This window comes from Rhodococcus sp. 14-2483-1-1 (assembly GCF_002259335.1).
GTDB lineage: Bacteria > Actinomycetota > Actinomycetes > Mycobacteriales > Mycobacteriaceae > Rhodococcoides.
Genome location: NZ_NPFX01000015.1, coordinates 132,100 through 154,426 on the forward strand (window position 1 = coordinate 132,100; position 22,327 = coordinate 154,426).

The 22,327-nt window shown below is 64.3% G+C and carries 18 protein-coding genes; 13 read left to right on the forward strand and 5 right to left on the reverse strand.

Going from position 1 to position 22,327, the window contains the following annotated elements; all coding sequences use genetic code 11:
• The first annotated feature begins 29 nt into the window (after window positions 1-29).
• The 4 genes from fusA (at window position 30) to CH294_RS15990 (ending at window position 7,543) form a co-directional block, all read left to right on the forward strand.
• Window positions 30-2,132 (forward strand): elongation factor G, encoded by a 2,103-nt coding sequence (fusA, locus tag CH294_RS15975; RefSeq protein ID WP_032380505.1) that lies wholly within the window; start codon window positions 30-32, stop codon window positions 2,130-2,132.
• A 102-nt stretch (window positions 2,133-2,234) separates the two neighbouring features.
• Window positions 2,235-3,425: an elongation factor Tu gene (gene tuf, locus CH294_RS15980; RefSeq protein ID WP_032380840.1), complete on the forward strand. Its 1,191-nt coding sequence runs from the start codon at window positions 2,235-2,237 to the stop codon at window positions 3,423-3,425.
• 282 nt (window positions 3,426-3,707) lie between these two features.
• Entirely contained in the window at window positions 3,708-5,018 is a 1,311-nt protein-coding gene (locus tag CH294_RS15985) for a 3' terminal RNA ribose 2'-O-methyltransferase Hen1 (protein ID WP_249305321.1), read from the forward strand.
• On the forward strand, window positions 5,015-7,543 hold the full coding sequence (locus CH294_RS15990) for a polynucleotide kinase-phosphatase (RefSeq protein ID WP_094738491.1): 2,529 nt from the start codon (window positions 5,015-5,017) through the stop codon (window positions 7,541-7,543). The genes CH294_RS15985 and CH294_RS15990 overlap by 4 nt, the downstream gene beginning before the upstream one ends.
• 149 nt (window positions 7,544-7,692) lie before the next feature.
• Here CH294_RS15990 and CH294_RS15995 read toward each other — a convergent pair whose 3' ends face one another.
• Genes CH294_RS15995 through CH294_RS16005 form a run of 3 tightly spaced genes read right to left on the reverse strand, consistent with a single transcriptional unit; the run spans window position 7,693 to window position 9,596 of the window.
• The gene (locus tag CH294_RS15995) at window positions 7,693-8,082 is read right to left on the reverse strand and encodes a hypothetical protein (RefSeq protein ID WP_141215847.1); all 390 of its coding nucleotides are present in this window, start codon (window positions 8,080-8,082) and stop codon (window positions 7,693-7,695) included.
• A 24-nt stretch (window positions 8,083-8,106) separates the two neighbouring features.
• Window positions 8,107-8,658 (reverse strand): hypothetical protein, encoded by a 552-nt coding sequence (locus CH294_RS16000; RefSeq protein ID WP_094738492.1) that lies wholly within the window; start codon window positions 8,656-8,658, stop codon window positions 8,107-8,109.
• Window positions 8,655-9,596 carry a DUF6286 domain-containing Asp23/Gls24 family envelope stress response protein gene (locus CH294_RS16005; RefSeq protein WP_170944746.1) on the reverse strand — a complete coding sequence of 314 codons (942 nt, stop codon included), beginning with the start codon at window positions 9,594-9,596 and terminating at the stop codon, window positions 8,655-8,657. Before CH294_RS16005 ends, CH294_RS16000 begins: the two co-directional genes overlap by 4 nt.
• Before the next feature lie 182 nt (window positions 9,597-9,778).
• On the opposite strand from CH294_RS16005, the gene ilvA reads away from it, so the two are divergent.
• The 5 genes from ilvA to CH294_RS16030 all read left to right on the forward strand — a co-directional run bounded on the left by ilvA (window position 9,779) and on the right by CH294_RS16030 (window position 16,784).
• A complete protein-coding gene (gene ilvA / locus CH294_RS16010; protein ID WP_283164508.1) occupies window positions 9,779-10,942 on the forward strand; it encodes a threonine ammonia-lyase in 1,164 nt (387 codons plus the stop codon).
• A 74-nt stretch (window positions 10,943-11,016) separates the two neighbouring features.
• On the forward strand, window positions 11,017-14,148 hold the full coding sequence (locus CH294_RS16015) for an arabinosyltransferase domain-containing protein (protein ID WP_094738495.1): 3,132 nt from the start codon (window positions 11,017-11,019) through the stop codon (window positions 14,146-14,148).
• Window positions 14,149-14,203: 55 nt separating this feature from the next.
• Entirely contained in the window at window positions 14,204-15,172 is a 969-nt protein-coding gene (locus tag CH294_RS16020) for a daunorubicin resistance protein DrrA family ABC transporter ATP-binding protein (protein ID WP_032401986.1), read from the forward strand.
• Window positions 15,169-15,963 carry an ABC transporter permease gene (locus tag CH294_RS16025; protein WP_032380514.1) on the forward strand — a complete coding sequence of 265 codons (795 nt, stop codon included), beginning with the start codon at window positions 15,169-15,171 and terminating at the stop codon, window positions 15,961-15,963. Before CH294_RS16020 ends, CH294_RS16025 begins: the two co-directional genes overlap by 4 nt.
• Complete coding sequence (locus tag CH294_RS16030) at window positions 15,963-16,784, forward strand: endo alpha-1,4 polygalactosaminidase (RefSeq protein ID WP_094738496.1); 822 nt, start codon at window positions 15,963-15,965, stop codon at window positions 16,782-16,784. Before CH294_RS16025 ends, CH294_RS16030 begins: the two co-directional genes overlap by 1 nt.
• A gap of 68 nt (window positions 16,785-16,852) precedes the next feature.
• On the opposite strand, the gene greA is transcribed toward CH294_RS16030, so the two are convergent.
• Window positions 16,853-17,347 (reverse strand): transcription elongation factor GreA, encoded by a 495-nt coding sequence (gene greA, locus CH294_RS16035; protein WP_008714076.1) that lies wholly within the window; start codon window positions 17,345-17,347, stop codon window positions 16,853-16,855.
• Between the two features lie 224 nt (window positions 17,348-17,571).
• Window positions 17,572-18,012 carry a DUF4307 domain-containing protein gene (locus CH294_RS16040; RefSeq protein WP_032401988.1) on the reverse strand — a complete coding sequence of 147 codons (441 nt, stop codon included), beginning with the start codon at window positions 18,010-18,012 and terminating at the stop codon, window positions 17,572-17,574.
• A gap of 103 nt (window positions 18,013-18,115) precedes the next feature.
• On the opposite strand from CH294_RS16040, the gene mca reads away from it, so the two are divergent.
• From mca to CH294_RS16060, 4 genes are all read left to right on the forward strand, one after another.
• The gene (gene mca, locus CH294_RS16045) at window positions 18,116-18,991 is read left to right on the forward strand and encodes a mycothiol conjugate amidase Mca (RefSeq protein ID WP_170944756.1); all 876 of its coding nucleotides are present in this window, start codon (window positions 18,116-18,118) and stop codon (window positions 18,989-18,991) included.
• A complete protein-coding gene (locus tag CH294_RS16050; protein WP_032401989.1) occupies window positions 18,988-19,260 on the forward strand; it encodes a hypothetical protein in 273 nt (90 codons plus the stop codon). Before mca ends, CH294_RS16050 begins: the two co-directional genes overlap by 4 nt.
• A complete protein-coding gene (locus CH294_RS16055; protein ID WP_094738497.1) occupies window positions 19,260-21,284 on the forward strand; it encodes a thioredoxin domain-containing protein in 2,025 nt (674 codons plus the stop codon). The genes CH294_RS16050 and CH294_RS16055 overlap by 1 nt, the downstream gene beginning before the upstream one ends.
• A gap of 97 nt (window positions 21,285-21,381) precedes the next feature.
• Window positions 21,382-22,320 carry a GGDEF domain-containing protein gene (locus CH294_RS16060; protein ID WP_052077447.1) on the forward strand — a complete coding sequence of 313 codons (939 nt, stop codon included), beginning with the start codon at window positions 21,382-21,384 and terminating at the stop codon, window positions 22,318-22,320.
• Window positions 22,321-22,327: the final 7 nt, after the last annotated feature.

Here is a 22,327-nt window from a genome sequence, read left to right on the forward strand (position 1 = left end):
CCTCTTCCAACACCAAGGCGGGTTAACTCGTGGCACAGGACGTGCTGACCGACCTCAACAAGGTCCGCAACATCGGCATCATGGCCCACATCGATGCCGGCAAGACCACCACTACCGAACGCATCCTCTTCTACACCGGTATCTCCTACAAGATCGGTGAAGTTCACGATGGCGCAGCCACCATGGACTGGATGGAGCAGGAGCAGGAGCGTGGCATCACGATCACCTCTGCTGCCACGACGTGCTTCTGGAACGACAACCAGATCAACATCATCGACACCCCCGGTCACGTCGACTTCACCGTCGAGGTGGAGCGTTCGCTCCGCGTCCTCGACGGCGCTGTCGCAGTGTTCGACGGCAAAGAAGGTGTCGAGCCGCAGTCCGAGCAGGTCTGGCGTCAGGCCGACAAGTACGACGTGCCGCGCATCTGCTTCGTCAACAAGATGGACAAGCTCGGCGCGGACTTCTACTACACCGTGCAGACCATCATCGATCGTCTCGGTGCCAAGCCGCTGGTCATCCAGCTGCCGATCGGCGCAGAGAACGATTTCGAGGGCGTCATCGACCTCGTGCAGATGAAGGCTCTCGTGTGGAGTGGCGAGACCAAGCTCGGCGAGAAGTACGAGATCCAGGAGATCCCGGAAAACCTCAAGGAGCGCGCGGACGAGTACCGCACCATGCTGCTCGAGACCGTGGCCGAGTCCGACGAAGCGCTTCTGGAGAAGCACTTCGGGGGCGAAGAGCTCACGATCGACGAGATCAAGGGCGCCATCCGCAAGATGACGGTCAACAGCGAGCTGTACCCGATCCTGTGTGGATCTGCGTTCAAGAACAAGGGCGTTCAGCCCATGCTCGACGCGGTCATCGACTACCTCCCGTCTCCCCTCGACGTTGCCGAGACCATCGGACACGCCGTCGGCGACGAGGAGAAGGAGATCACTCGCAAGCCGTCCGCAGACGAGCCGTTCGCAGCTCTCGCGTTCAAGATCGCGACGCACCCCTTCTTCGGCAAGCTGACCTACGTCCGGGTGTACTCGGGCAAGGTCGACTCCGGCGCTCAGGTCATCAACTCGACCAAGGGCAAGAAGGAGCGTCTGGGCAAGCTCTTCCAGATGCACTCCAACAAGGAGAACGCGATCGCGACCGCGTCTGCCGGTCACATCTACGCCGTCATCGGCCTCAAGGACACCACGACGGGTGACACGCTCTGCGATCCGCAGAACCAGATCATCCTCGAGTCCATGAGCTTCCCGGACCCGGTCATCCAGGTGTCGATCGAGCCGAAGACCAAGTCCGACCAGGAGAAGCTGGGAACAGCCATCCAGAAGCTCGCCGAAGAGGATCCCACCTTCTCGGTGAAGCTGGACGAGGACACCGGCCAGACCGTCATCGGCGGCATGGGCGAGCTGCACCTCGACATCCTCGTCGACCGCATGCGTCGCGAGTTCAAGGTCGAGGCCAACGTCGGCAAGCCGCAGGTCGCGTACCGCGAGACCATCCGCAAGACGGTCGAGAAGCACGACTACACGCACAAGAAGCAGACCGGTGGCTCCGGCCAGTTCGCGAAGGTCATCATCAAGCTCGAGCCTTTCGAGGGCGAAGACGGCGCGACCTACGAGTTCGAGAACAAGGTCAGCGGTGGTCGTGTGCCCAGGGAGTACATCCCCTCGGTCGACGCAGGTGCTCAGGACGCCATGCAGTACGGTGTTCTCGCCGGATACCCGCTGGTCAACGTCAAGGTCACACTGCTCGACGGTGCGTACCACGATGTCGACTCGTCGGAAATGGCCTTCAAGGTCGCCGGCTCACAAGCGTTCAAGGAAGCCGCACGTAAGGCCAGCCCCGTCATTCTCGAACCCGTCATGGCCGTCGAGGTCATCACGCCCGAGGATTACATGGGTGAGGTCATCGGCGACCTGAACTCCCGCCGTGGTCAGATCCAGGCCATGGAGGAACGCAGCGGTGCCCGTATCGTCAAGGCACTGGTTCCGCTGTCGGAGATGTTCGGCTACATCGGAGACCTTCGGTCGAAGACGCAGGGCCGCGCTAACTACTCCATGGTCTTCGATTCGTACGCAGAAGTTCCCGCGAACGTAGCGAAGGAAATCATCGCGAAGGTCAACGGAGAGTAATTCTCTTCGTTTGCTGGACCACGCTCGACCTGTAATAAGTAACAACACATACGCGTGCTTGCCCCGCAGGGGTACGCACAGATCAGTCCAGGAGGACACACAGTGGCGAAGGCGAAGTTCGATCGGACGAAGCCGCACGTCAACATCGGCACCATCGGTCACGTTGACCACGGTAAGACGACGCTGACGGCTGCAATCACCAAGGTTCTGCACGACAAGTTCCCGGACCTGAACGAGGCATCGGCTTTCGATCAGATCGACAAGGCTCCGGAGGAGAAGGCTCGTGGTATCACGATCAACATCTCCCACGTCGAGTACCAGACCGAGAAGCGCCACTACGCGCACGTCGATGCACCGGGTCACGCCGACTACATCAAGAACATGATCACCGGCGCGGCTCAGATGGACGGCGCAATCCTGGTCGTGGCAGCTACCGATGGCCCGATGCCGCAGACCCGCGAGCACGTGCTGCTCGCCCGCCAGGTCGGTGTTCCTTACATCCTGGTCGCACTGAACAAGGCCGACATGGTCGACGACGACGAGATCATCGAGCTCGTCGAGATGGAGGTCCGCGAGCTCCTCGCTTCGCAGGAGTTCGACGAGGACGCACCGGTCATCAAGGTCTCCGCACTCAAGGCACTCGAGGGTGACGAGAAGTGGGGCGAGTCGGTTCTGGAGCTCATGCAGGCCGTCGACGATTCCGTTCCGGATCCCGTCCGTGAGACCGACAAGCCGTTCCTCATGCCCGTCGAGGACGTCTTCACCATCACCGGTCGTGGCACCGTGGTCACCGGACGTATCGAGCGCGGCTCGGTCAACGTCAACGAAGAGGTCGAGATCGTCGGCATCCGCCCCGGCTCGACCAAGACCACCGTCACCGGAATCGAAATGTTCCGCAAGCTGCTCGACTCGGGTCAGGCAGGCGACAACGTCGGCCTCCTCGTTCGTGGCATCAAGCGCGAAGACGTCGAGCGTGGACAGGTCATCATCAAGCCCGGCACCACGACTCCCCACACGGAGTTCGAGGGCAATGCCTACATCCTCTCGAAGGACGAGGGCGGCCGCCACACGCCGTTCTTCAACAACTACCGCCCGCAGTTCTACTTCCGTACCACGGACGTTACGGGCGTTGTGACCCTCCCCGAGGGCACCGAGATGGTCATGCCCGGTGACAACACCGAGATGTCCGTCACGCTGATCCAGCCGGTCGCCATGGATGTCGGCCTCCGTTTCGCAATCCGTGAGGGCGGTCGTACCGTCGGAGCCGGTCGCGTCACGAAGATCGTCAAGTGACCTAGTTTCACCCTGCTCTACAAAAAGCGGCACCCACCTTCTGGTGGGTGCCGCTTTTGCGTGCGTGCGGCTCCGCCGCCCGCGTCAATGGACCCTTGCACCGCTCAGACGTATGCAGTGGTTCATTCACGCGGTCCGAGGTGGCCTCCCACAGTGGGTGAATGAACCCTTGTCGCGGTCAGACGTGTGCAGTGGTCCATTGACGCGGTCCAAGCGAACACCCGAAAAATTGGGACGCATCGGACGCGGCTGTCCCGTAACGTCGCTGCGGTGCTACTGACCGTGACTGCAAATGCCACAACCGATTTCCCGGACACCTCCGACATCGGGTATCTGTTGCACAAGCACCCCGATCGCGTGCTGAGCCGAAACCTGCCCATGGGTGCCGCGACGGTGCTGTATTCCGAGGTCTCGGCAGAGCGGACAACCCTCGCAGTACTGCTCGACGCTATCGACGACAAGAGTCCTGCCGCATCGGGGCTTGCGGTGGCACTGTCTCGGTTGTTCAAGCAGGCATTGACCGGCGTGTGCGCCACCAGGCCTGAATTGGTCTCTGTCGCAATCGATCTGACCATGTCGATGCCTGCCGCGCCGTCTCGTGGTGCGACCGACCTCACGTCACGGTTGTTCGGTCCCCTGGGATGGAACGTGGAGGCGACGCCCATTCCGCTCGATCCGACGCAGCCGGAATGGGGCAACTCCGAATACGTCGACCTCGTTCTGACCGGCACGTTCACTCTGTCGGCAGCACTGCGGCACCTGTACGTACTCCTTCCAGTTCTCGACGACGCCAAGCACTATTGGGTTGGCGAGGACGAGGCAGACAAACTCGTTCGAGCAGCGGGGGATTGGCTCGGAGATCATCCCGAATCGTCGTTGATCGCATCCCGCTACCTGGCGCACCGCCGCGAGCTCGTGGCCTCCGCGCTGGACCGACTAGTGCCCGACGCGCCGCAGGACGACACGACCCCACGGGATCCGACGTTGGCCGAGCAGCGGGTACGCACCGTACTGGCGGCGCTGACAGACGTCGGCGCGAAGTCGGTGATCGACCTGGGTTGCGGCGAGGGTCGTCTGCTGCGAGAACTGCTCGCATACAGTACTTTCGAGCGCATTGTCGGTGCCGATGTGAGTGATCGGGCACTTGCGAAGGCGCACCGCCGGTTGCGTCTGGACGACATGACGGATCGCCAGCGAACGCGTATCGAGCTGCTCCAGTCGTCGGCGACCTATCGAGACGTTCGATTGCAGGGCTTCGATGCAATGGTGCTCATGGAGGTGATCGAGCACGTCGACCTCGATCGGCTTCCGGCGTTGGTGCGCTCGGTCTTTCGCGAGGCCCGTCCCCGGACGGTGCTCGTGACCACACCGAACTCCGAATACAACGTGCTGTATCCCGGGCTCGAGGCGGGTGCCTTCCGTCATGTCGACCACCGATTCGAGTTCACCCGCGCGGAGTTCGAGCAATGGGGATCGTTGGTTGCACATGAGCATGCCTATGAGGTGCGTGTCGAGGGAATCGGCCCCGTCGACGACACGCACGGCACCCCGACCCAGATGGCCGTCTTCACTCGAAAGGAGCAGTCCCAGTGAGTACTTTCGACATTCCGGATCTGTCCCTCGTCGTACTCGTCGGCATCAGCGGCTCCGGCAAGTCGTCGTTCGCGGCGCAGCACTTCGGTCCGTACGAGGCCGTGTCGAGTGATGCCTGCCGAGGGATGGTCAGCAACGATCCCAATCTGCAGAGTGCGACCAAGGACGCGTTCGCCCTCCTCGAATTCCTGGTCGCGACCAGATTGCGGGCAGGCCTGCTCACAGTCGTCGACGCCACCAACGTGCAACCGGCAGCCCGCAAGGCGTTGATCGCGCTGGCCCGAGAACACGACGTCCTGCCGGTTGCCGTTGTGCTCGATGTGCCGGAAGCTGTGTGCGCACAGCGCAACGCCGAACGCACCGACAGGACGTTCGGCCGAGATGTGTTGCGCCGCCAGCAGTCACAGTTGCAGCGGTCCATGCGCGGATTGGGCAAGGAAGGGTTTCGTTCGGTTCATGTGCTCGACGGTGTCGATGCGGTGGCGTCGGCGACGTTCGTTCGTACGCCTCTGCGTAGTGATCGACGTGAGCTGGCCGGGCCGTTCGACGTCATCGGCGATGTCCACGGCTGTCTCGCCGAGCTCGAAACCTTGCTCGCAGCATTGGGTTACACGGTGGAGCGTGACGAGGCCGGTCGAGCGGTCGGCGCAAAAACGCCGCCGGACGGACGTACAGCTGTGTTCCTCGGTGACTACATCGATCGGGGGCCCGACTCGGTCGGAGTACTGCGGCTGGTGATGGGGATGGTCGGTGCCGGTGCGGCGCTGGCAGTCCCGGGTAACCACGAGAACAAGCTCGTCAAGGCACTGCGAGGTCGGAAAGTGACGGCCTCGCACGGTCTCGCCGAGACTCTCGAACAGCTCGACGGCGAGCCGGCAGAGTTCCGCCGAGAGGTGCTCGAGTTCTGCGACGGTCTCGTCGCGCACCTCGTGCTCGACGGCGGAAGGCTCGTCGTCGCGCACGCCGGTCTGATCGAGAAGTACCACAACCGGGCGTCGGGCAGAGTTCGGAGCTTTGCTCTGTACGGCGATACCACCGGGGAGACCGACGAATTCGGCCTGCCGGTTCGGTATCCGTGGGCCAAGGACTATCGCGGTTCGGCGACGGTGCTCTATGGGCACACTCCGGTACCGGAAGTGGAGTGGGAGAACAACACTGCGTGTCTCGATACCGGTTGCGTATTCGGTGGCAAGTTGACGTCGCTGCGCTACCCGGAGCGCGAGATCGTGTCGGTGCCGGCCGAACAGGTCTGGTACGAGCCGGCCCGTCCGGTGGGTGCATTCGTGCGAGATGCGGCGTCGCTCGATCTGTCGGATGTGATCGGCCCGACGGGTGTCGAGACGTCGCTGCGCGGACGAGTGTCGATTCGGTCCGAGAATGCCGCCGGCGCGTTGGAAGTGATGAGTCGGTTTGCGCTCGCTCCGCAGTGGCTGCACTATCTGCCGCCGACGATGGCACCGAGTCGAACCTCGGAGCGCGACGGGTATCTCGAGTATCCGACGGAGGCGTTCGACGCGTATCGGGCGCTCGGTGCGTCGGCGGTGATCTGCGAGGAAAAGCACATGGGCTCGCGGGTCGTCGTTGTGGTGTGTCGCGATGCCGAGGCCGCACGGGAGAAGTTCGATGCACCGGAGGGAGCGCTCGGTACCGCGTACACCCGCACCGGTCGTCCCGTCTTCGACGAAGCACTGACGGGAGAGCTGATCTCCGGAGTGGCCGACGCGCTCGAAAGAGCCGGGGTGTGGGACGAAGTGGATTCGCGCTGGCTGATTCTCGACTGCGAGCTGATGCCCTGGTCTGCGAAGGCGGAGGGGCTGATCAAGACCGAGTATGCCGCAGTTGGTGCGGAGTCTCGGGCCACTCTCGCGGCCGAAGCAGGTGTGCTTGCCCAGGCTGCGTCGCGTGGTCTGGACATGCAGGAACTGCGAGACCGCAACAGAATTCGTCAGGACAATCTGATGGAGTTCACCGCTGCCTATCGGCGGTACATCTGGCCGACCGACGGGTTGAACGGTGTTCGGATTGCGCCGTTCCAGGTGTTGGCGTCGAACCTCGGAACCTATGCCGAACGTCCGCACCAGTGGCACCTCGATCTCGCCGACAGGATGGTGACGGCTGCTCCCGAGGTGTTCGCCTCGACCCGTCGGATCGAGGTGGATCTGTCATCGGCCGATTCGGTTGCGGCAGGAGAGAAATGGTGGAAGGAGTTGACGGCGCAGGGCGGCGAGGGCATGGTCGTCAAACCTGCCGAGAACAGTCCGCGCGGAAAGATACAGCCCGGCATGAAGGTTCGCGGCCGAGAGTATCTGCGGCTGATCTACGGTGCCGACTACACCGACCCGGATCGACTCACTGCACTGCGCAACCGGAACGTGGGACACAAGCAGTCGATGGCTCTGCGCGAATACGCACTCGGCATGGAGGCGTTGGACAGATCGGTGCGTGGTGAACCGCTGTATCGCATCCACCAGGCGGTGTTCGCAGTACTGGCACTGGAATCGGAGCCGGTGGACCCGCGGTTGTAGATGCCGATCATCGAAGGCGCGGCAGTCCGCTGGACGTCGAGTGCTGCGCCCACCCCTGCCTGGATCAATGTGGCTTTCAGTCGGTCAGAGTGCAACAAAGGCGCATTGATCCGGACCGAAGGGGAGGGGGGAGGGGGAGGGCGCGGGCGCTAGTTCTTCGGCGACGCGAAGGGAGTGATTCCGGCACTGATCGGTGCCGCGATTGCAGCAGTTGTCCCGATCGACGCCCAGAAGGTGGTTGAGTCCAGCAGCAGACCGCCTGCCAGTCCGCAGACCGCAACCACAATGCCGCATCCGATCAGCAGCGCCGATCCGACAGCGGCGTGCAACAGGCTGCTTCGGTCGGGGGCGCGGCGCCCTGTGAGCCAGATCATCGTTCCGGTGGCCGCGAATACCAGGGGAACGTAGAAGTAGAGAGAACTGTCACCGAGTTTCGACGCGAAGGTGGCAATCACCAGCACTGCCCCGAATGCCAGAGGTACGGCGAGGGGCATTCCACCGGACCATCTCTCGAACTTGCTGCGCGTCGATGCAACCATGGCCATACCGTACCGCCGGGACTGTTACCGACGCTTGTCGACGTGCAACTGAATGCGGGTAGCGACGTAGGTACCGGCGAGAGATTCGGCGACGAATGCGGCTCGTGATTCGGCCAGGGAGGTGAACGCAACTACATCGAAGTCTGCTGCAGCATAGACCGATACAGCGATGGTGGGCATACCGCGATCATCGATCGCTGTTGCTCTGGCTCGTCGAACACCGTGAAATTCTGCCAACTCCGCGGCCACGCCCGAAGCGATCGCACTGAGGTCCACGTGCGCCGAGAAGTGCGGCTCCTCGATCACGCTCGCCGTTCCGGTCCGACGCGGAGAGAAGTTGCCGATCAGCAACACCAGAGCCACCACGACAGTCACTGCGACGGCGATCGCCAGCGTCGGCATCCACCAACCCTGCTGCGGCAGCTCCGCAATACGCGCACGGTCGAAGCGAGACAGCGTCTCTCGTGCCCACGGAACGTCGTAGTGCCAGGCAAGGGCGAAGCCGCCACCGGCCACGAGCACGAGCCCGGCGACGACGGCGAGAAGCCGATCCACCCCGGCGACAAATGTCTTCACGAGACCCTCTTCGGCTGCGCTACCGAATGCTGAACCGTCAGCCTGCGTCCACCCGCGGCGACGGACAGCACCGGAGCGAGGGAATCGCGCACGGCAGGATCGACACTGTCGACCTCGAAACCAGGATCGCGTTCCACCCGCACCTCGATCTTCTTCCGCGTCACCACGGTGTGCACGTCCGTGACTCCGCGGGTGGACTGTGCTGCAGCACTGCACAACCGAGCGATATCGGTGGGGGTTGCCCAGACGGTCGGCGCCCCGTCGCCCAGGCCGGAATGAGTTTTCGTGCGCGGTTTGACTCCGACGAACACGAGTGACAATCCGACGACTGCGGAACCGATCGCGGCGGCGATCATCCAACTCTGCCAGTGCAATCGGGCGACCCAGCCTGTCGCGTCGGCGATCCACGGACTGCCACCGATGCTTCCGTGCGCGATGAAGAATTCGCGGCCGGCAACGAAGGCCACGCCCAGCAGCATGAATCCGAACAGCAGCGCCACCGGCATCGCGGCCGGACCGGCGGTGGGTGGACGGGGTGAAACAGCCTGGGGAGCATCGGGATTCGCCTCAGGTGCGGGACCGCTGTCGAGGGTGGTGTCGGATACCAGCACGTTCACCCGATGCACGTGCAGTCCCGTCATCGTCGCCAGTGCTTCTTCGACGGCTGCGTGTACGGCCTGGGTCACCTCGGTGATTTGCGACGGCCACCGGACACCGATGTAGAGGTTGACGGCGATCGTGTCCGCGCCGAGGGTGACGTCGGCGCGGGGTAGCTCTCGCCCGGTCAGTCGCGAGAGGCCACCGGTGGTGCGGGTGACCCGAGGGTCTTTCAAGGCCGCAGCGATGGCGGTCCGGGAGATGGCCCGATCCTTTATTTGCACACTGCCGCGCGAACCGGGGTCGTCGCTGACCTCGTCGGATGCAGCCTGCGTCGTCACCGAGAATCCTTTGCGCCGGTCGCGGCTCGCTCTGGTGCGGCTCGCGCTCCACAACTGTAGTGACGACCGACGCCGCATGCCGTCATGGGAGTAATTGTTCCTGGCATACTGCGACTGTGTCGGAAATTGTGCGGGTGACCGCGTCGGATATCGCCTCGGCCGAGGAGCTGCTGGAACCGGTGATGCGCCGGACCCCGGTGGTGGCCTCGCGGATTCTGTCGGATCTGACCGGCCACGAGGTGCGCCTCAAGTGCGAGAACTTGCAGCGCACCGGATCGTTCAAGCCACGCGGGGCGTACAACCGCATCGCCAGGCTCGACGCCGAGCAACGCGCCCACGGGGTGGTCGCGGCCAGCGCAGGCAACCACGCTCAGGGTGTCGCGTGGGCCGCGTCGCAGGTGGGGATCACCTCGACGGTGTTCATGCCGGTAGGCGTGTCGCTGCCGAAGCTGGTGGCCACCAAGGCATACGGCGCGACAGTGCATCTGGTGGGCAACACCGTGGACGAGGCGTTGAAGTCGGCTCGGGAATTCGCCGAACGTACCGGTGCCACCCTCATCCATCCGTTCGACCATCTCGACATCGTCGCCGGGCAGGCGACGCTCGGTACCGAACTGCTGCAGCAGATGCCGGACGTCGGCACCATCGTGGTTCCCACCGGCGGCGGGGGACTGTTGGCCGGTGTCGCCGCGGCGGTCAAGCTGAGCAAACCCGACATCAGGATCGTCGGCGTGCAAGCAGAAGGCGCTGCCGCCTGGCCCGCGTCGCTGAAGGCGGGACACCCGATTGCGCTGGAATCGATGTCGACGATGGCCGACGGCATCGCGATCGGCCTGCCCGGATCGGTGCCGTTCGATCACGTGCAGGGCTGGGTGGACGACGTCGTCACCGTCAGCGAGGACGCTCTGTCGCGAGCTTTGGTGCTGTGCATCGAGCGCGCCAAACTCATCGTCGAACCAGCGGGTGCGGCGGCAGTGGCGGCGCTGATGACGCACTCGGCCGAGGAACTCGGTTTGACCGGCTCGGTGTGCGCCATCCTCTCCGGCGGGAACATCGATCCGCTGCTGCTCACCCACGTCATCACCCACGGTCTCCGGGCGGGTGGGCGCTATCTCGCTGTGCGCGTGACCATTTCGGACCGACCGGGCGGGCTCACCGGCGTGCTCGGGGTGGTGCGCGACGCCGGCGCAAGTGTGGTCGACGTCGTCCACTCCCGCACGGGTGGCCGGCTCGGCCTCGAGGAAGTCGACGTGATGTTGACCGTCGAGACGCGCGGACCCGATCACCGAGGCTCGGTGCTCGACGCCCTGGGCGCGGCCGGATATGCGGTGCACGTCGAGAACTGACCTCCCGGGCCACACAGGTTGCACTGGTACCTTGATCAGCGACTTGGACCAGGACATCGGTGGGAGATATTTGCATGGCTCGGCTCGTCGCGATCGTCTCCGCTGTCCTGGGAATTCTGCTGACGATCTCGATACCGCTGTTGCCGATAGAGCAGCAGCAGTCGTCGTTGACCTGGCCGCAGAGCGATACTGTCGGCAATGTCGAAGCTCCGCTCGTCGGCTACACGCCGATCAGCGTCGATGCCAACGTCCCGTGTGACGCCGCGGGCAGGCTCCCCAGCGGTGGGATACTGCTGTCCACCTCACCCAAGGGATCGCCCGACGCCTATCGATACGGTCTCGTCGCGGAAGTAACGGGCGGTGAGGCGTCGCAACTGAAGGTGACGCTGCGTGATTCGGTTCTCCTCGAGAAGCCGGTCTCGGAACTGAGCCCATCGACTGCGGGCGACTGCTCGTTGACGATCATCTCGAACGGCACTGCGACCACTGTCGGACTGACCGGCGAAGACACCGTGACGCGCGACGGCGACGTCCGGCCACAGATGGTCGGCGTGTTCAGTGATCTACAGGGAAGCATTCCCGGTCTGCAGCTGCAGGCCGAGCTGGACAGTAGGTTCTCGTCCACGCCGAGCATCCTGAAGTGGTTCGCGATGATCGTCGGCGTGCTCGCCACCATCGTCTCGTTGGTGGCGCTGCACCGCCTCGACCTGTCCGACGGCCGGCGCGCCCGACGGTTCCTACCGCGTCGCTGGTGGACGTTCGGGCTGGTGGACGCGGTCGTGATCGGAACGCTGCTGGTGTGGCACGTCATCGGCGCGAACACCTCCGACGACGGCTATCAACTCGGCATGGCCCGCACGGCCGACCATGCCGGGTATATGGCCAACTATTTCCGGTACTTCGGTGTGCCCGAGACGCCGTTCGGCACACCGTTGTACGACATGTTCGGCCTCATGTCGCACGTCTCGACCGCCAGTGTCTGGATGCGGTTGCCTACGCTGATCTGCGCCGTCGTCGCGTGGCTCGTCATCAGTCGCGAGGTGATCCCGCGGTTCGGTGCCGCCGCTCGTGCCTCGAAGACGGCGCTGTGGACCGGTGGTCTGGTGCTGCTCGCGTTCTGGTTGCCGTACAACAACGGGCTGCGACCGGAACCGTTCGTGGCGATCGGTGTGCTGTTGACGTGGTGTTCTGTGGAGCGATCCATCGCGACCCGCAGGTTGCTGCCCGCAGCGGCGGCAATTCTGATCGCGGCATTGACGGTCACGTGTGCCCCGTCCGGATTCATCTGCTTCGCGCCGCTGATCGCCGGAGCTCGACCGGTGCTGCAGATCGTCGTGGCCCGCGCTCGCGAGTTCGGCAGCACCACACTCGGCGCGGTGACGCTGCTCGCCCCGTTGGTGGCGTCGGGCACGGTTGTACTGGTGTTCGCCTTCGGCAACCAGACCGTGGCGGGCATGCTCGAGATGCAACGAGTGCACACTGTGGCCGGGCCGAGTCAGGCCTGGTTCGACGAGTACCTGCGCTACCAGTGGTTGATGAACATGGACATCGACGGCTCGCTCGCGCGCCGGTTCGGGGTGTTCGTCATGATCGTCTCGCTGATCACGGTAGTCGTCGCGATGCTGCGCAAGGGCGGCAAGATCCCCGGCACCGCAACCGGTCCGGCTCGCCGGATCGTCGGTATCACCGTCGGGTCGATGGCGCTGATGATGATCACCCCCACCAAGTGGACACACCATTTCGGAGTGTTCGCCGGTCTGGCCGCCTCGGTTGCAGTCCTCGCCGCCGTGGCGACCGGCGCGGCACTGCTGCGCTCGCGGCGCAATCGACTGTTGTTCGCCGCAGCGGTGTCGTTCCTGCTGGCCGTCGCGTTCACCGGAACGAACGGCTACTGGTACGTCTCGGCGTGGGGAGTTCCGTTCTGGGACAAGCCGATTCTCGTCGCGGGCCTGGGCATCTCGACGATGTTCCTCGGACTGACGCTCCTGCTGTTGCTCGCCGCCGTGTGGTTCCATCTCCGTGCGCCGTACGTGCGCACCGACAAGCCCATGGCGCGCTGGTGGTCGGTGCCGCCGATCGCCGTTGCGGCCGCGTTGATGGTGCTGCTCGCCGTGGCATCGATGGCCAAGGGCGCTGTGGCGCAGTGGCCGTCGTACTCGATCGCGAAATCGAATCTCTCGGCCCTGGCCGGGAACACGTGCGGTCTCGCCAACGACGTACTGCTCGAAACCGATCCCAATGCCGATGTGCTGCAACCGGTCAGCGGCGACGCGTTTGCCGCATTGGGTGCCGACAACGACGGGTTCACCCCCGACGGGGTTGCGGGCGACCTCACCGCGGACAAGGAGGCCTCGGCGTCGGGCACCTCGAACACCGTCGATACCGAGGACCAACAGCAGCCGACGTCGACCACCGGAGCCGGAACCGGTGGCAGCGCACTTCCGTTCGGCTTGGACCCGGCAACCGTTCCGGTGCTCGGATCGTTCGGATCCGATACCCCTGCCACGTTGACCACCGGCTGGTACACGCTGCCCGCAGATCCGGGCGACCTGATCTCCATCGCCGCTGCCGGACGCATCCGCTCGGTGAACTCCGACGGCATCGTCACGTACGGCCAGAGCCTCGAGCTGGAGTACGGAGTCGACGGTCGCGCGCAGGGGCGAGTGACGCCGATCGACATCGGCCCGACGCCGTCGTGGCGCAACCTGCGAGTTCCGATGGACCAGATTCCCGCTGGTGCCAACACGATTCGTCTTGTGCTCTCCGACACCGATCGCGATCCCGACCAATGGCTTGCGATCACCCCGCCACGAGTACCGCGCACCCAGACGCTGAACGACGTCGTCGGCCGTGAGACTCCCGTGCTGCTGGACTGGGAGGTCGGCTTCAACTTCCCGTGCCAGCATCCGTTCGACCATCGCTTCGGCGTCGCCGAAGTGCCTGGGTACCGGGTGCTCCCCGACCGCAGCGGTGCCGTCATCACCAATGCGTGGCAGGACCATTACGGCGGCGGGCCGCTCGGGTGGATCGACATCGTGGCCTCGGCCCGGACCATACCGTCGTATCTGTCCGGCGACTGGGACCGTGACTGGGGATCGATCGAGCGGTACACGCCGTACGACGAGACGGCGGAGCCGGCGCAGATCACCACCACGGACGTCCAACGTTCGGGCCTGTGGACGCCCGGTCCGATCAAAACCGGTTAATCTCTACGCGTTCGGAAGTCCTTATACCGACAGTGAAAGAAACGGGGAGAGGGCCATGGCGAACGCTATAGAAGTAGAGAACCTGGTACTTCGGTACGGGAAGAACGTCGCGCTCGGTGGGATCGACTTCACAGTTCCCGAGGGCACGGTGCTGGGTGTGCTCGGCCCCAACGGTGCCGGCAAGACGACGGCTGTCCGCATACTCGCCACGCTGCTGAAGGCAACGTCCGGTTCGGCGAAGATCTTCGGTCTCGACGTGCTGAAGCAGGCGAACGAGGTTCGGGGCACGATCGGATTGACCGGCCAGTTCGCGGCCGTGGACGAGTATCTGACGGGCTACGAGAATCTCGAGATGGTCGGCCGACTTTTCGGGCTGCGCAAGGCGGAAGCGAAACAGCGAGCCGGTGAGCTACTCGAGCGATTCGACCTCGAGTACGCGCGCGATCGCACTGCCAAGCAGTACTCCGGCGGCATGCGTCGTCGACTCGACATCGCGGCCAGTCTGATCGGACGACCACGGGTGGTGTTCCTCGACGAACCCACCACCGGCCTCGATCCGCGCAGCCGAATCACCATGTGGGAGTTCATCGCAGACCTCGTGCGCGACGGAACGACAATTCTGTTGACCACGCAGTACCTCGAAGAAGCCGATCGGCTGGCCGATTCGATCATCGTGCTGAACAAGGGCAAGATCATCGCCCGCGGCACAGCGGACGAGCTCAAGGCCCAAACCGGCGGTGAGCGAGTCGAATTCGTGCTCACCGACCGATCTCAGGCCGATCGTGCCAAGGAGATCCTGACACCGCTCGGCGTCGAGCCGCCCACCCTGGACGAGCAGGTGGGCCGCATCGTCATGCCGGTCAACGGTGGATCCAAGGATCTGTCCTCGGCGTTGAGCTATCTCGAAGCAGCGGGGATCGGGGTCGTCGACGTCGGTCTGCGACGGCCGAACCTCGACGATGTGTTCCTGTCTCTGACCGGTCAGACCACCGGCGAGCCCGAGGCTGCGGAGGAAGAGAAATGAGCAACGTTCTCCTGGATTCGGCGATCATCACCAAGCGAAACCTGATCAAGCTCAAGCGAGTTCCCGATCTGCTGTTCTTCGCGACGCTGTCGCCGATCATGTTCGTGCTGTTGTTCGCGTACGTCTTCGGCAGTGCGATCGACGTGCCCGGAATCGACTACAAGAGCTTCCTGATGGGCGGCATCTTCGTCCAGACCATGATTTTCGGCGCGTCGATCACCGGATCCTCGTTGGCCGAGGATCTGCAGAAGGGCGTGATGGACCGGTTCCGGTCGTTGCCCATGGCGCGATCGGCCGTGGTCATCGGACGCACGGCAGCCGACGTCGGCAACAACATCGTCACCATCACGATCATGTCGATCACCGGGCTCATCGTCGGCTGGCGCATCACGTCGTCGTTCTTCGACGCCCTGTTGGGGTACGTGCTGCTGCTGTTGTTCGCGTACTCGATCTCGTGGGTGATGGCTCTGGTGGGGTTGATCGTGCGCTCCCCGGAGATCTTCAACAACGCGTCGTTCATCGTGATCTTCCCGTTGACGTTCATCGCCAACACCTTCGTCCCGATCGACAACTTTCCGAGCGTGCTCAAGACGATCGCGGAATGGAACCCGATCTCCTCGGTGACGTTGGCGGTTCGTGAGCAATTCGGCAACACCAATCCGATGGCACCGCCGCCGGAGGTGTGGCCACTGCAGAATCCAGTGCTCTACACCTTGATCTGGGTTGTGGTGATGCTCGTGGTGTTCGTGCCGTTGTCGGTACGCAAGTACCAGAAAACGATGACCGCCTGATGCGCACCGCGGCGGCGGGAGCATGCCTGCTGGCCGCCGCGGTAGCGATCGGGGGATGCAGTTCCGACCCGACACAGACCGACCGAATACAGACCGACCAAATACAGACCGAGCCGGTACAGACCGAGCGATTCGATTACCAACTCGGCGCGGCGTACGACGTGCCAGGCGGTCTCGACACCGTCGTGCGCGATTCCACCGCCGAGCCGCTGCCCGGCGCAGTGTCGATCTGCTATGTCAACGGCCTGCAGACTCAGCCTGGAGCCGAGTGGAACCCGGAACTATTGCTGCGCGATGCGGGCGGCGAGGTTGTGGTCGATTCGGACTGGCCCGACGAGCACATCCTCGACCCGGGTACACCCGAGAAGCGCGCGGCGATCGACGCGGTGATCGGGCCCGTCATCGAAGGCTGCGCCGCACGGGGATTCGACGCCGTCGAAATCGACAACCTCGACAGCTGGACTCGGTTCCCGGATTCGATCGACGAGGAGTCGGTACTCGCACTGGCGCGCCTGTACGCAGCCCGTGCCCATGCGTCGGGCATCGAGATCGCGCAGAAGAACACCCCGGACGGAGCCGGCCGGATGAGGGACGACGTCGGATTCGATTTCGCCGTCGCCGAGGAGTGTCTCGCCTACGACGAATGTGGCTCGTACACTTCGGCATACGGAGCACGGGTGTACGACATCGAGTACACCGACAACCTCCCGGAGCCGTTCGATCGGCTGTGTGCCCGACAGGATCGGCCGGCCGTCACGATTCTGCGAGATCGAGGCCTGGTGTCCCCGTCCGATCCGGCGTACGTGTACGAACAGTGTTGAACCGCCCAGACGAGTGCACCCCCGGTCGCCGAGCGACCGGGGGTGCAGCACATCTTCGGTGAGCAGGCTTACGTGTGGTACGGCTCCGCGCTCACGAGCGTGACCTTCATGGTCTTGCCGTTGGGGAGCGTGTACTGACGGGTGTCTCCGACCTTCGCATCGATGAGCGATCCGCCCAGCGGCGACGCGGGGGAGTACACCTCGAGCTTGCTGTCGCGGGCACCCTCTTCGCGGGTGGCGATCAGGAAGGTCTCGGTGTCGGACTCGTCGCCGTCGTAGTAGACCTTGACGACGGATCCGGGCAGTGCCACGCCGGACTGGGTCGGCGCTTCGCCGACCTTCGCGTTGTTGAGCAGTTCCTGCAGCTGGCGAATGCGTGCTTCCTGCTGACCCTGATCCTCGCGAGCAGCGTGGTAACCGCCGTTCTCCTTCAGATCGCCCTCTTCGCGACGCTCGTTGATCTCGGCGGCGATGACGGGGCGATTGGAAATGAGCTGGTCGAGTTCGCTCTTGAGCCTGTCGTGTGATTCCTGGGTCAGCCAGGTCACCTGGGTCTCGGTCATCTCGATCACTCCCTCGTAGTCGGAATCTCGATATCGATTCCGTTTTCTGAGCAGGTAGGGCACGCAACGAACAGGGGACTCCAATGGTTGGATCCCCTTGGTCGGCCCGCATCCTGGAGCCGTCGTCATCGTTCGCAGGTGAACCCTGCCCGCAATGCAGCAATACACGGCACCTGTTACGGCGGCCGTGTATGTGCCGAGCTTACCACGAACAGGTAGTTCGCCTATCGGGCTCGTAAATATTCGGGAACATCGAGGCTGCAGCCGTACACGTCACCGACCGCGGGGTCGGACGACGTCGTCACCTCGGTGGTCAGCTCGACGGTGCCGGACGCAGACTCCGGTGGGATGTACACCTCACGCCTGCCGGTCTCGGAACCGTCGCGGGAGCGGACACGGACGATGCACACGGCCGGTTGTTCGGGATCCTGTCGGGTGACGCTGAAACGGATGGACATCGTGGAGTCGTCGACGATGTCGAACGACAGCTGGCTGCCTTCGATGGGTTTGACCGAGAACTTGGAGTACGCGTAGTAGGCCACGCCCAGTCCGACCAGCAGAACCAGGGCCACCAGTGCGATCTTCGTCGCACGTTTCGGGGCCTGCCGAATTCCGCTGGGACCGGAACCCGACGGGTACCTACCTGCGGGAAGTGCGTTGGTCATGGCCGCTCTCGGGGTCGATTCGGGGGTGCCGCTGGGGGCCTGTCGGCGTCAGGTGGAACTATAGGGCAGGCAAGAACCAGGCGAATCCGAGGTGAGGAAGAACGTGTCCGGACTGCGGCTCATGGCAGTACATGCCCATCCCGACGACGAGTCCAGCAAAGGTGCTGCGACGACGGCTCGCTACGCGGCCGAAGGACACGACGTACTGGTCGTCACCCTCACCGGTGGCGAGCGGGGCGACATTCTCAATCCAGCGATGGACATTCCGGGAGTGCACGAGCGTATCCACGAGGTTCGGCGCGAAGAGATGGCCGAGGCCGCTCGCATCCTCGGTGTCCAGCAGACCTGGCTCGGCTTCGAGGACTCCGGATTGCCCGAGGGCGATCCGCTACCACCTCTTCCGGAGGGCTGCTTCGCGCTGGTGCCGTTGGAGGTCTCCACCGAGGCGCTGGTCAAGGTGGTGCGCGAGTTCAAGCCGCACGTCATCACCACCTACGACGAGCGTGGGGGTTACCCGCATCCCGATCACATCCGCTGCCACGAGGTCTCGATGGCAGCGTGGGAGGCCGCGGGCGATCCCGAACGCTTCCCCGACGCGGGTGAGCCCTGGACTCCGCTCAAGCTGTACTACTCCCACGGGTTCATCCGTAAGCGCATGCAGCTCTTCCACGATTGGTTCATCGACCGCGGTGAAGAGAGCCCGTTCGTCGACTGGCTGAAGCGATGGGACGGCCAGCGCGACGAGATCATCGGCCGCATCACCACCCAGGTGACCGTCGGTGATTACTTCGAGCAACGCGACGACGCCCTCCGCGCGCACGCGACGCAGATCGATCCCAACGGATCGTTCTTCGCGGTGCCGCTGGACGTGCAGCGCAAGTTGTGGCCCACCGAGGAATTCGAGCTGGCTCGCACCCGGGTGGCGACCTCGCTGCCCGAGACGGACCTGTTCGCCGGAATCGAAGAGACCGACCGGTGATCGTCTCGATTCTCGCCCAGCAGCCCACCGGCCCCGAGTTCGGTAAGTCTTCGCCGATCGGGTTGGTGATCCTGGTGGCGTTGTTGGTCGGAACAGCCCTGCTGATCTGGTCGATGAACAAGAAGATCAAGCGTCTGCCCGCCACGTTCGAGAAGGAGGATCCGACGCTGGATCAGGCGCTCGACGAGGGCACCGATCGCGGCGGAATCGCCACCACCACTCCGCCGGAACAGAGTCCGGCAAAACCTGCCGCCACCGACGAGACCTGATGCTCGACGCCACGGTCCTGAACACCAATGCGCTGGACGAGTCCACCAGCCCGTATCTGCGGCAACATGCGGACAACCCGGTGCACTGGCAGCAGTGGGGACCGCAGGCTCTGCAGTCCGCACGCGATCGCGACGTTCCGATCTTGCTGTCGATCGGCTATTCGGCGTGCCATTGGTGCCACGTCATGGCCCACGAGTCGTTCGAGGACGAGACCACCGCGGCGCTGATGAACGAGAATTTCGTGTGCATCAAGGTCGATCGCGAGGAAAGACCGGACCTCGATTCGGTGTACATGAACGCCACCGTCGCGATGACCGGTCAGGGCGGGTGGCCGATGACCTGCTTCCTCACTCCCGAGACCGAACCGTTCTACTGCGGCACCTACTACCCACCGACCCCGCGGCAGGGAATGCCGTCGTTCGAGCAGCTGCTCACCGCCATTGCGGACACCTGGTCGACTCGCCGACAGGACGTGTTCGACGCGTCCGCCGCCATCGTCACCGAACTGCGCAAGCAGAGCGCCGGAATTCCGGCCGGCGGACGACCGATCGACGCCGATTTTCTGGCCGCGTCCGTCGCAGCGATCTGCGCCGACGAGGACACGACCTTCGGCGGCTTCGGTCAGGCGCCGAAGTTTCCGCCGGGCGCACTGCTCGAGGGTCTGCTCCGGCACTACGAGCGCACCGGTAACGGTGAGGTTCTCGACGTGGTTCGACGCACCGCGTCGGCGATGGCGCGCGGGGGCATCTACGACCAACTCGGCGGCGGGTTCGCGCGCTACTCCGTCGATGCCGAGTGGATCGTCCCGCATTTCGAGAAGATGCTCTACGACAACGCATTGCTGCTCAGGTTCTACGCGCACGCGGCCCGGGTCGACGACGATCCTCTGATTCGGCGGGTGGCGTCGGACACTGCGGAGTTCATGCTCCGTGAATTGCGCACGGCCAACGGCTGTTTCGCGTCGGCGCTCGATGCGGATACCGAGGGCGTCGAGGGCCTGACCTACGCCTGGACGCCGGAGCAATTGATCGAGACCCTCGGCTTCGAGGACGGGGTGTGGGCTGCGGGGTTGTTCGCAGTGAATTCGGCAGGCACGTTCGAAGCGGGCATGTCGGTATTGCAACTGCCCGCCGAACCCGAGGACTACGACCGGTTCGCCCGGGTACGTCGTGCGCTGTCCGACGCTCGCGCCATCCGGCCGCAGCCCGGCCGCGACGACAAGGTGGTCACCGCGTGGAACGGGTTGGCGATCACCGCGCTGGTCGAGGCCGGAATCGGGTCGAACACGCCGAAGTGGGTGGACGCGGCGGTCGAATGCGGCGAGCAACTCTTCGCCGCGCACGTCGAATCGGGGCGGGTGCGTCGCGCATCTCTGGGTAGCGCGGTGGGGGACGCCACCGGAGTGCTCGAGGACTACGCGTGTCTCGCTGTTGCCGCGGCAGCGCTGTTCCAAGCCACCGGAGACTCGGTATGGATCGAGCGCACGGTCTCGCTCCTCGATGCGGCGATCGAGCACTTCGCCGACCCGGACGACGCCGGCAGTTGGTTCGACACCGCCGACGACGCGGAGACACTCGTGACCCGGCCCCGAGATCCCATCGACGGGGCCACCCCATCGGGAGCATCCACGATGGCAGAGGCGTTGCTCACAGCTGCCGCTCTGGTCGATCACACATCCTCGGCGCGATACGGCGAACTGGCGGCGGCGTCGTTGGCGCGAGCGGCGTTGATCCTCGAGCGCGCGCCCAGGTCCGGTGGGCACTGGCTGGCGGTCGCAGAAGCGTCCGCATCCGGCCCCATCCAGATTGCGGTGTCGATCGCGCCGGGCGGCGACCTGATGTCCGCCGCCCGACGATTGGCACCGGGAGGCTCGGTTGTCGTTGCGGGCGAAACGGATTCGTCCGTATTGCTGATGGACCGTCCGCCCGTCGACGGCGTCGAAACGGCGTACGTGTGTCGCGGCTTCGTCTGCGACCGTCCTGTGACCTCTGCCGAAGATCTGTCGCTCGCACTGCAGAGATGACGAAGCGCGTCGATGCTTCTGCTCGAGAACAGTATTGTTGCGGGAACTTGTTTGGCCCGGGGCGGGAACTTCTATCAGTGGATCGATGGTGCGTGTCATGAGCGAAGGCGTCACCAAGGACAGTGTCGTGCGCGACGGCATGCTCGACGAGGCCGTGACCGACGAGCAGCGCGCGGCCGTCGCGGAGTTCGTCGCGTCGGTCCCGATGGCGGCGATGGTCCATTCCATGCAGTTCGAGGTGGTCGGTGCCAACACGCTCTGCGAGGAGGTACTCGACTGCCCGGTGGAGGGCATGCTGGGTCGTCCGGTGGCCGATTTCGTTCCGCTCGGGGACCGCGCGTCGGCCAAGGACATGGCGATGCAGCTCGACAACCGATACCCCGCGGCCGGCTCGTCCGACGGCGGTCGTCCGATCGGAGCTCTTCGTCGAGTACGGCGCAGCGACGGTGAGGTCGTCTCTTGTTGGATGCACGTGGGGATCTCGACCATCCTCGGACGGCGGTTCATCGTCGCGCTACTGGATCTGGTCAATCCCGTCGTCGACGACACCGTGCACTGGCGCGATCGCGCCGAACGCGACGACCTGACCGGCCTGCTGCGGCGGAGTCCCCTGTTGGCCCACGTCGACGAGTGGATCGTGGCCGATCGACCCGTAGCCCTGGCGTTCGTCGACGTCGACCGCTTGAAGTCGATCAACGACGCCCACGGTCATCCTGCGGGAGATGCCGTCCTCGAGGCAGCTGGGCGTCGACTGCAGCAGTGGTCGCCGCGCGGCAGCGTCGTCGGGCGATATGCCGGAGACGAGTTCGTGTTCGCGGTGACCGACGCGGTCGGTGGCAGTTCACTCGACGCCGCGAGACTGGCCGAATCTGTGCGGACCGCAATCTGCAGCGAACCGGTGCCGTTCGGATCTCGATTGCTCGGGGTATCGGTGAGTGTGGGCGTCGCGGTGCGAGAACCCGGTGAATCCAGAGATCGGCTCATTCAACGCGCCGACGAACTGATGTACCGAGACAAGGCATCCGGGCCCGCCTGACGGGTGC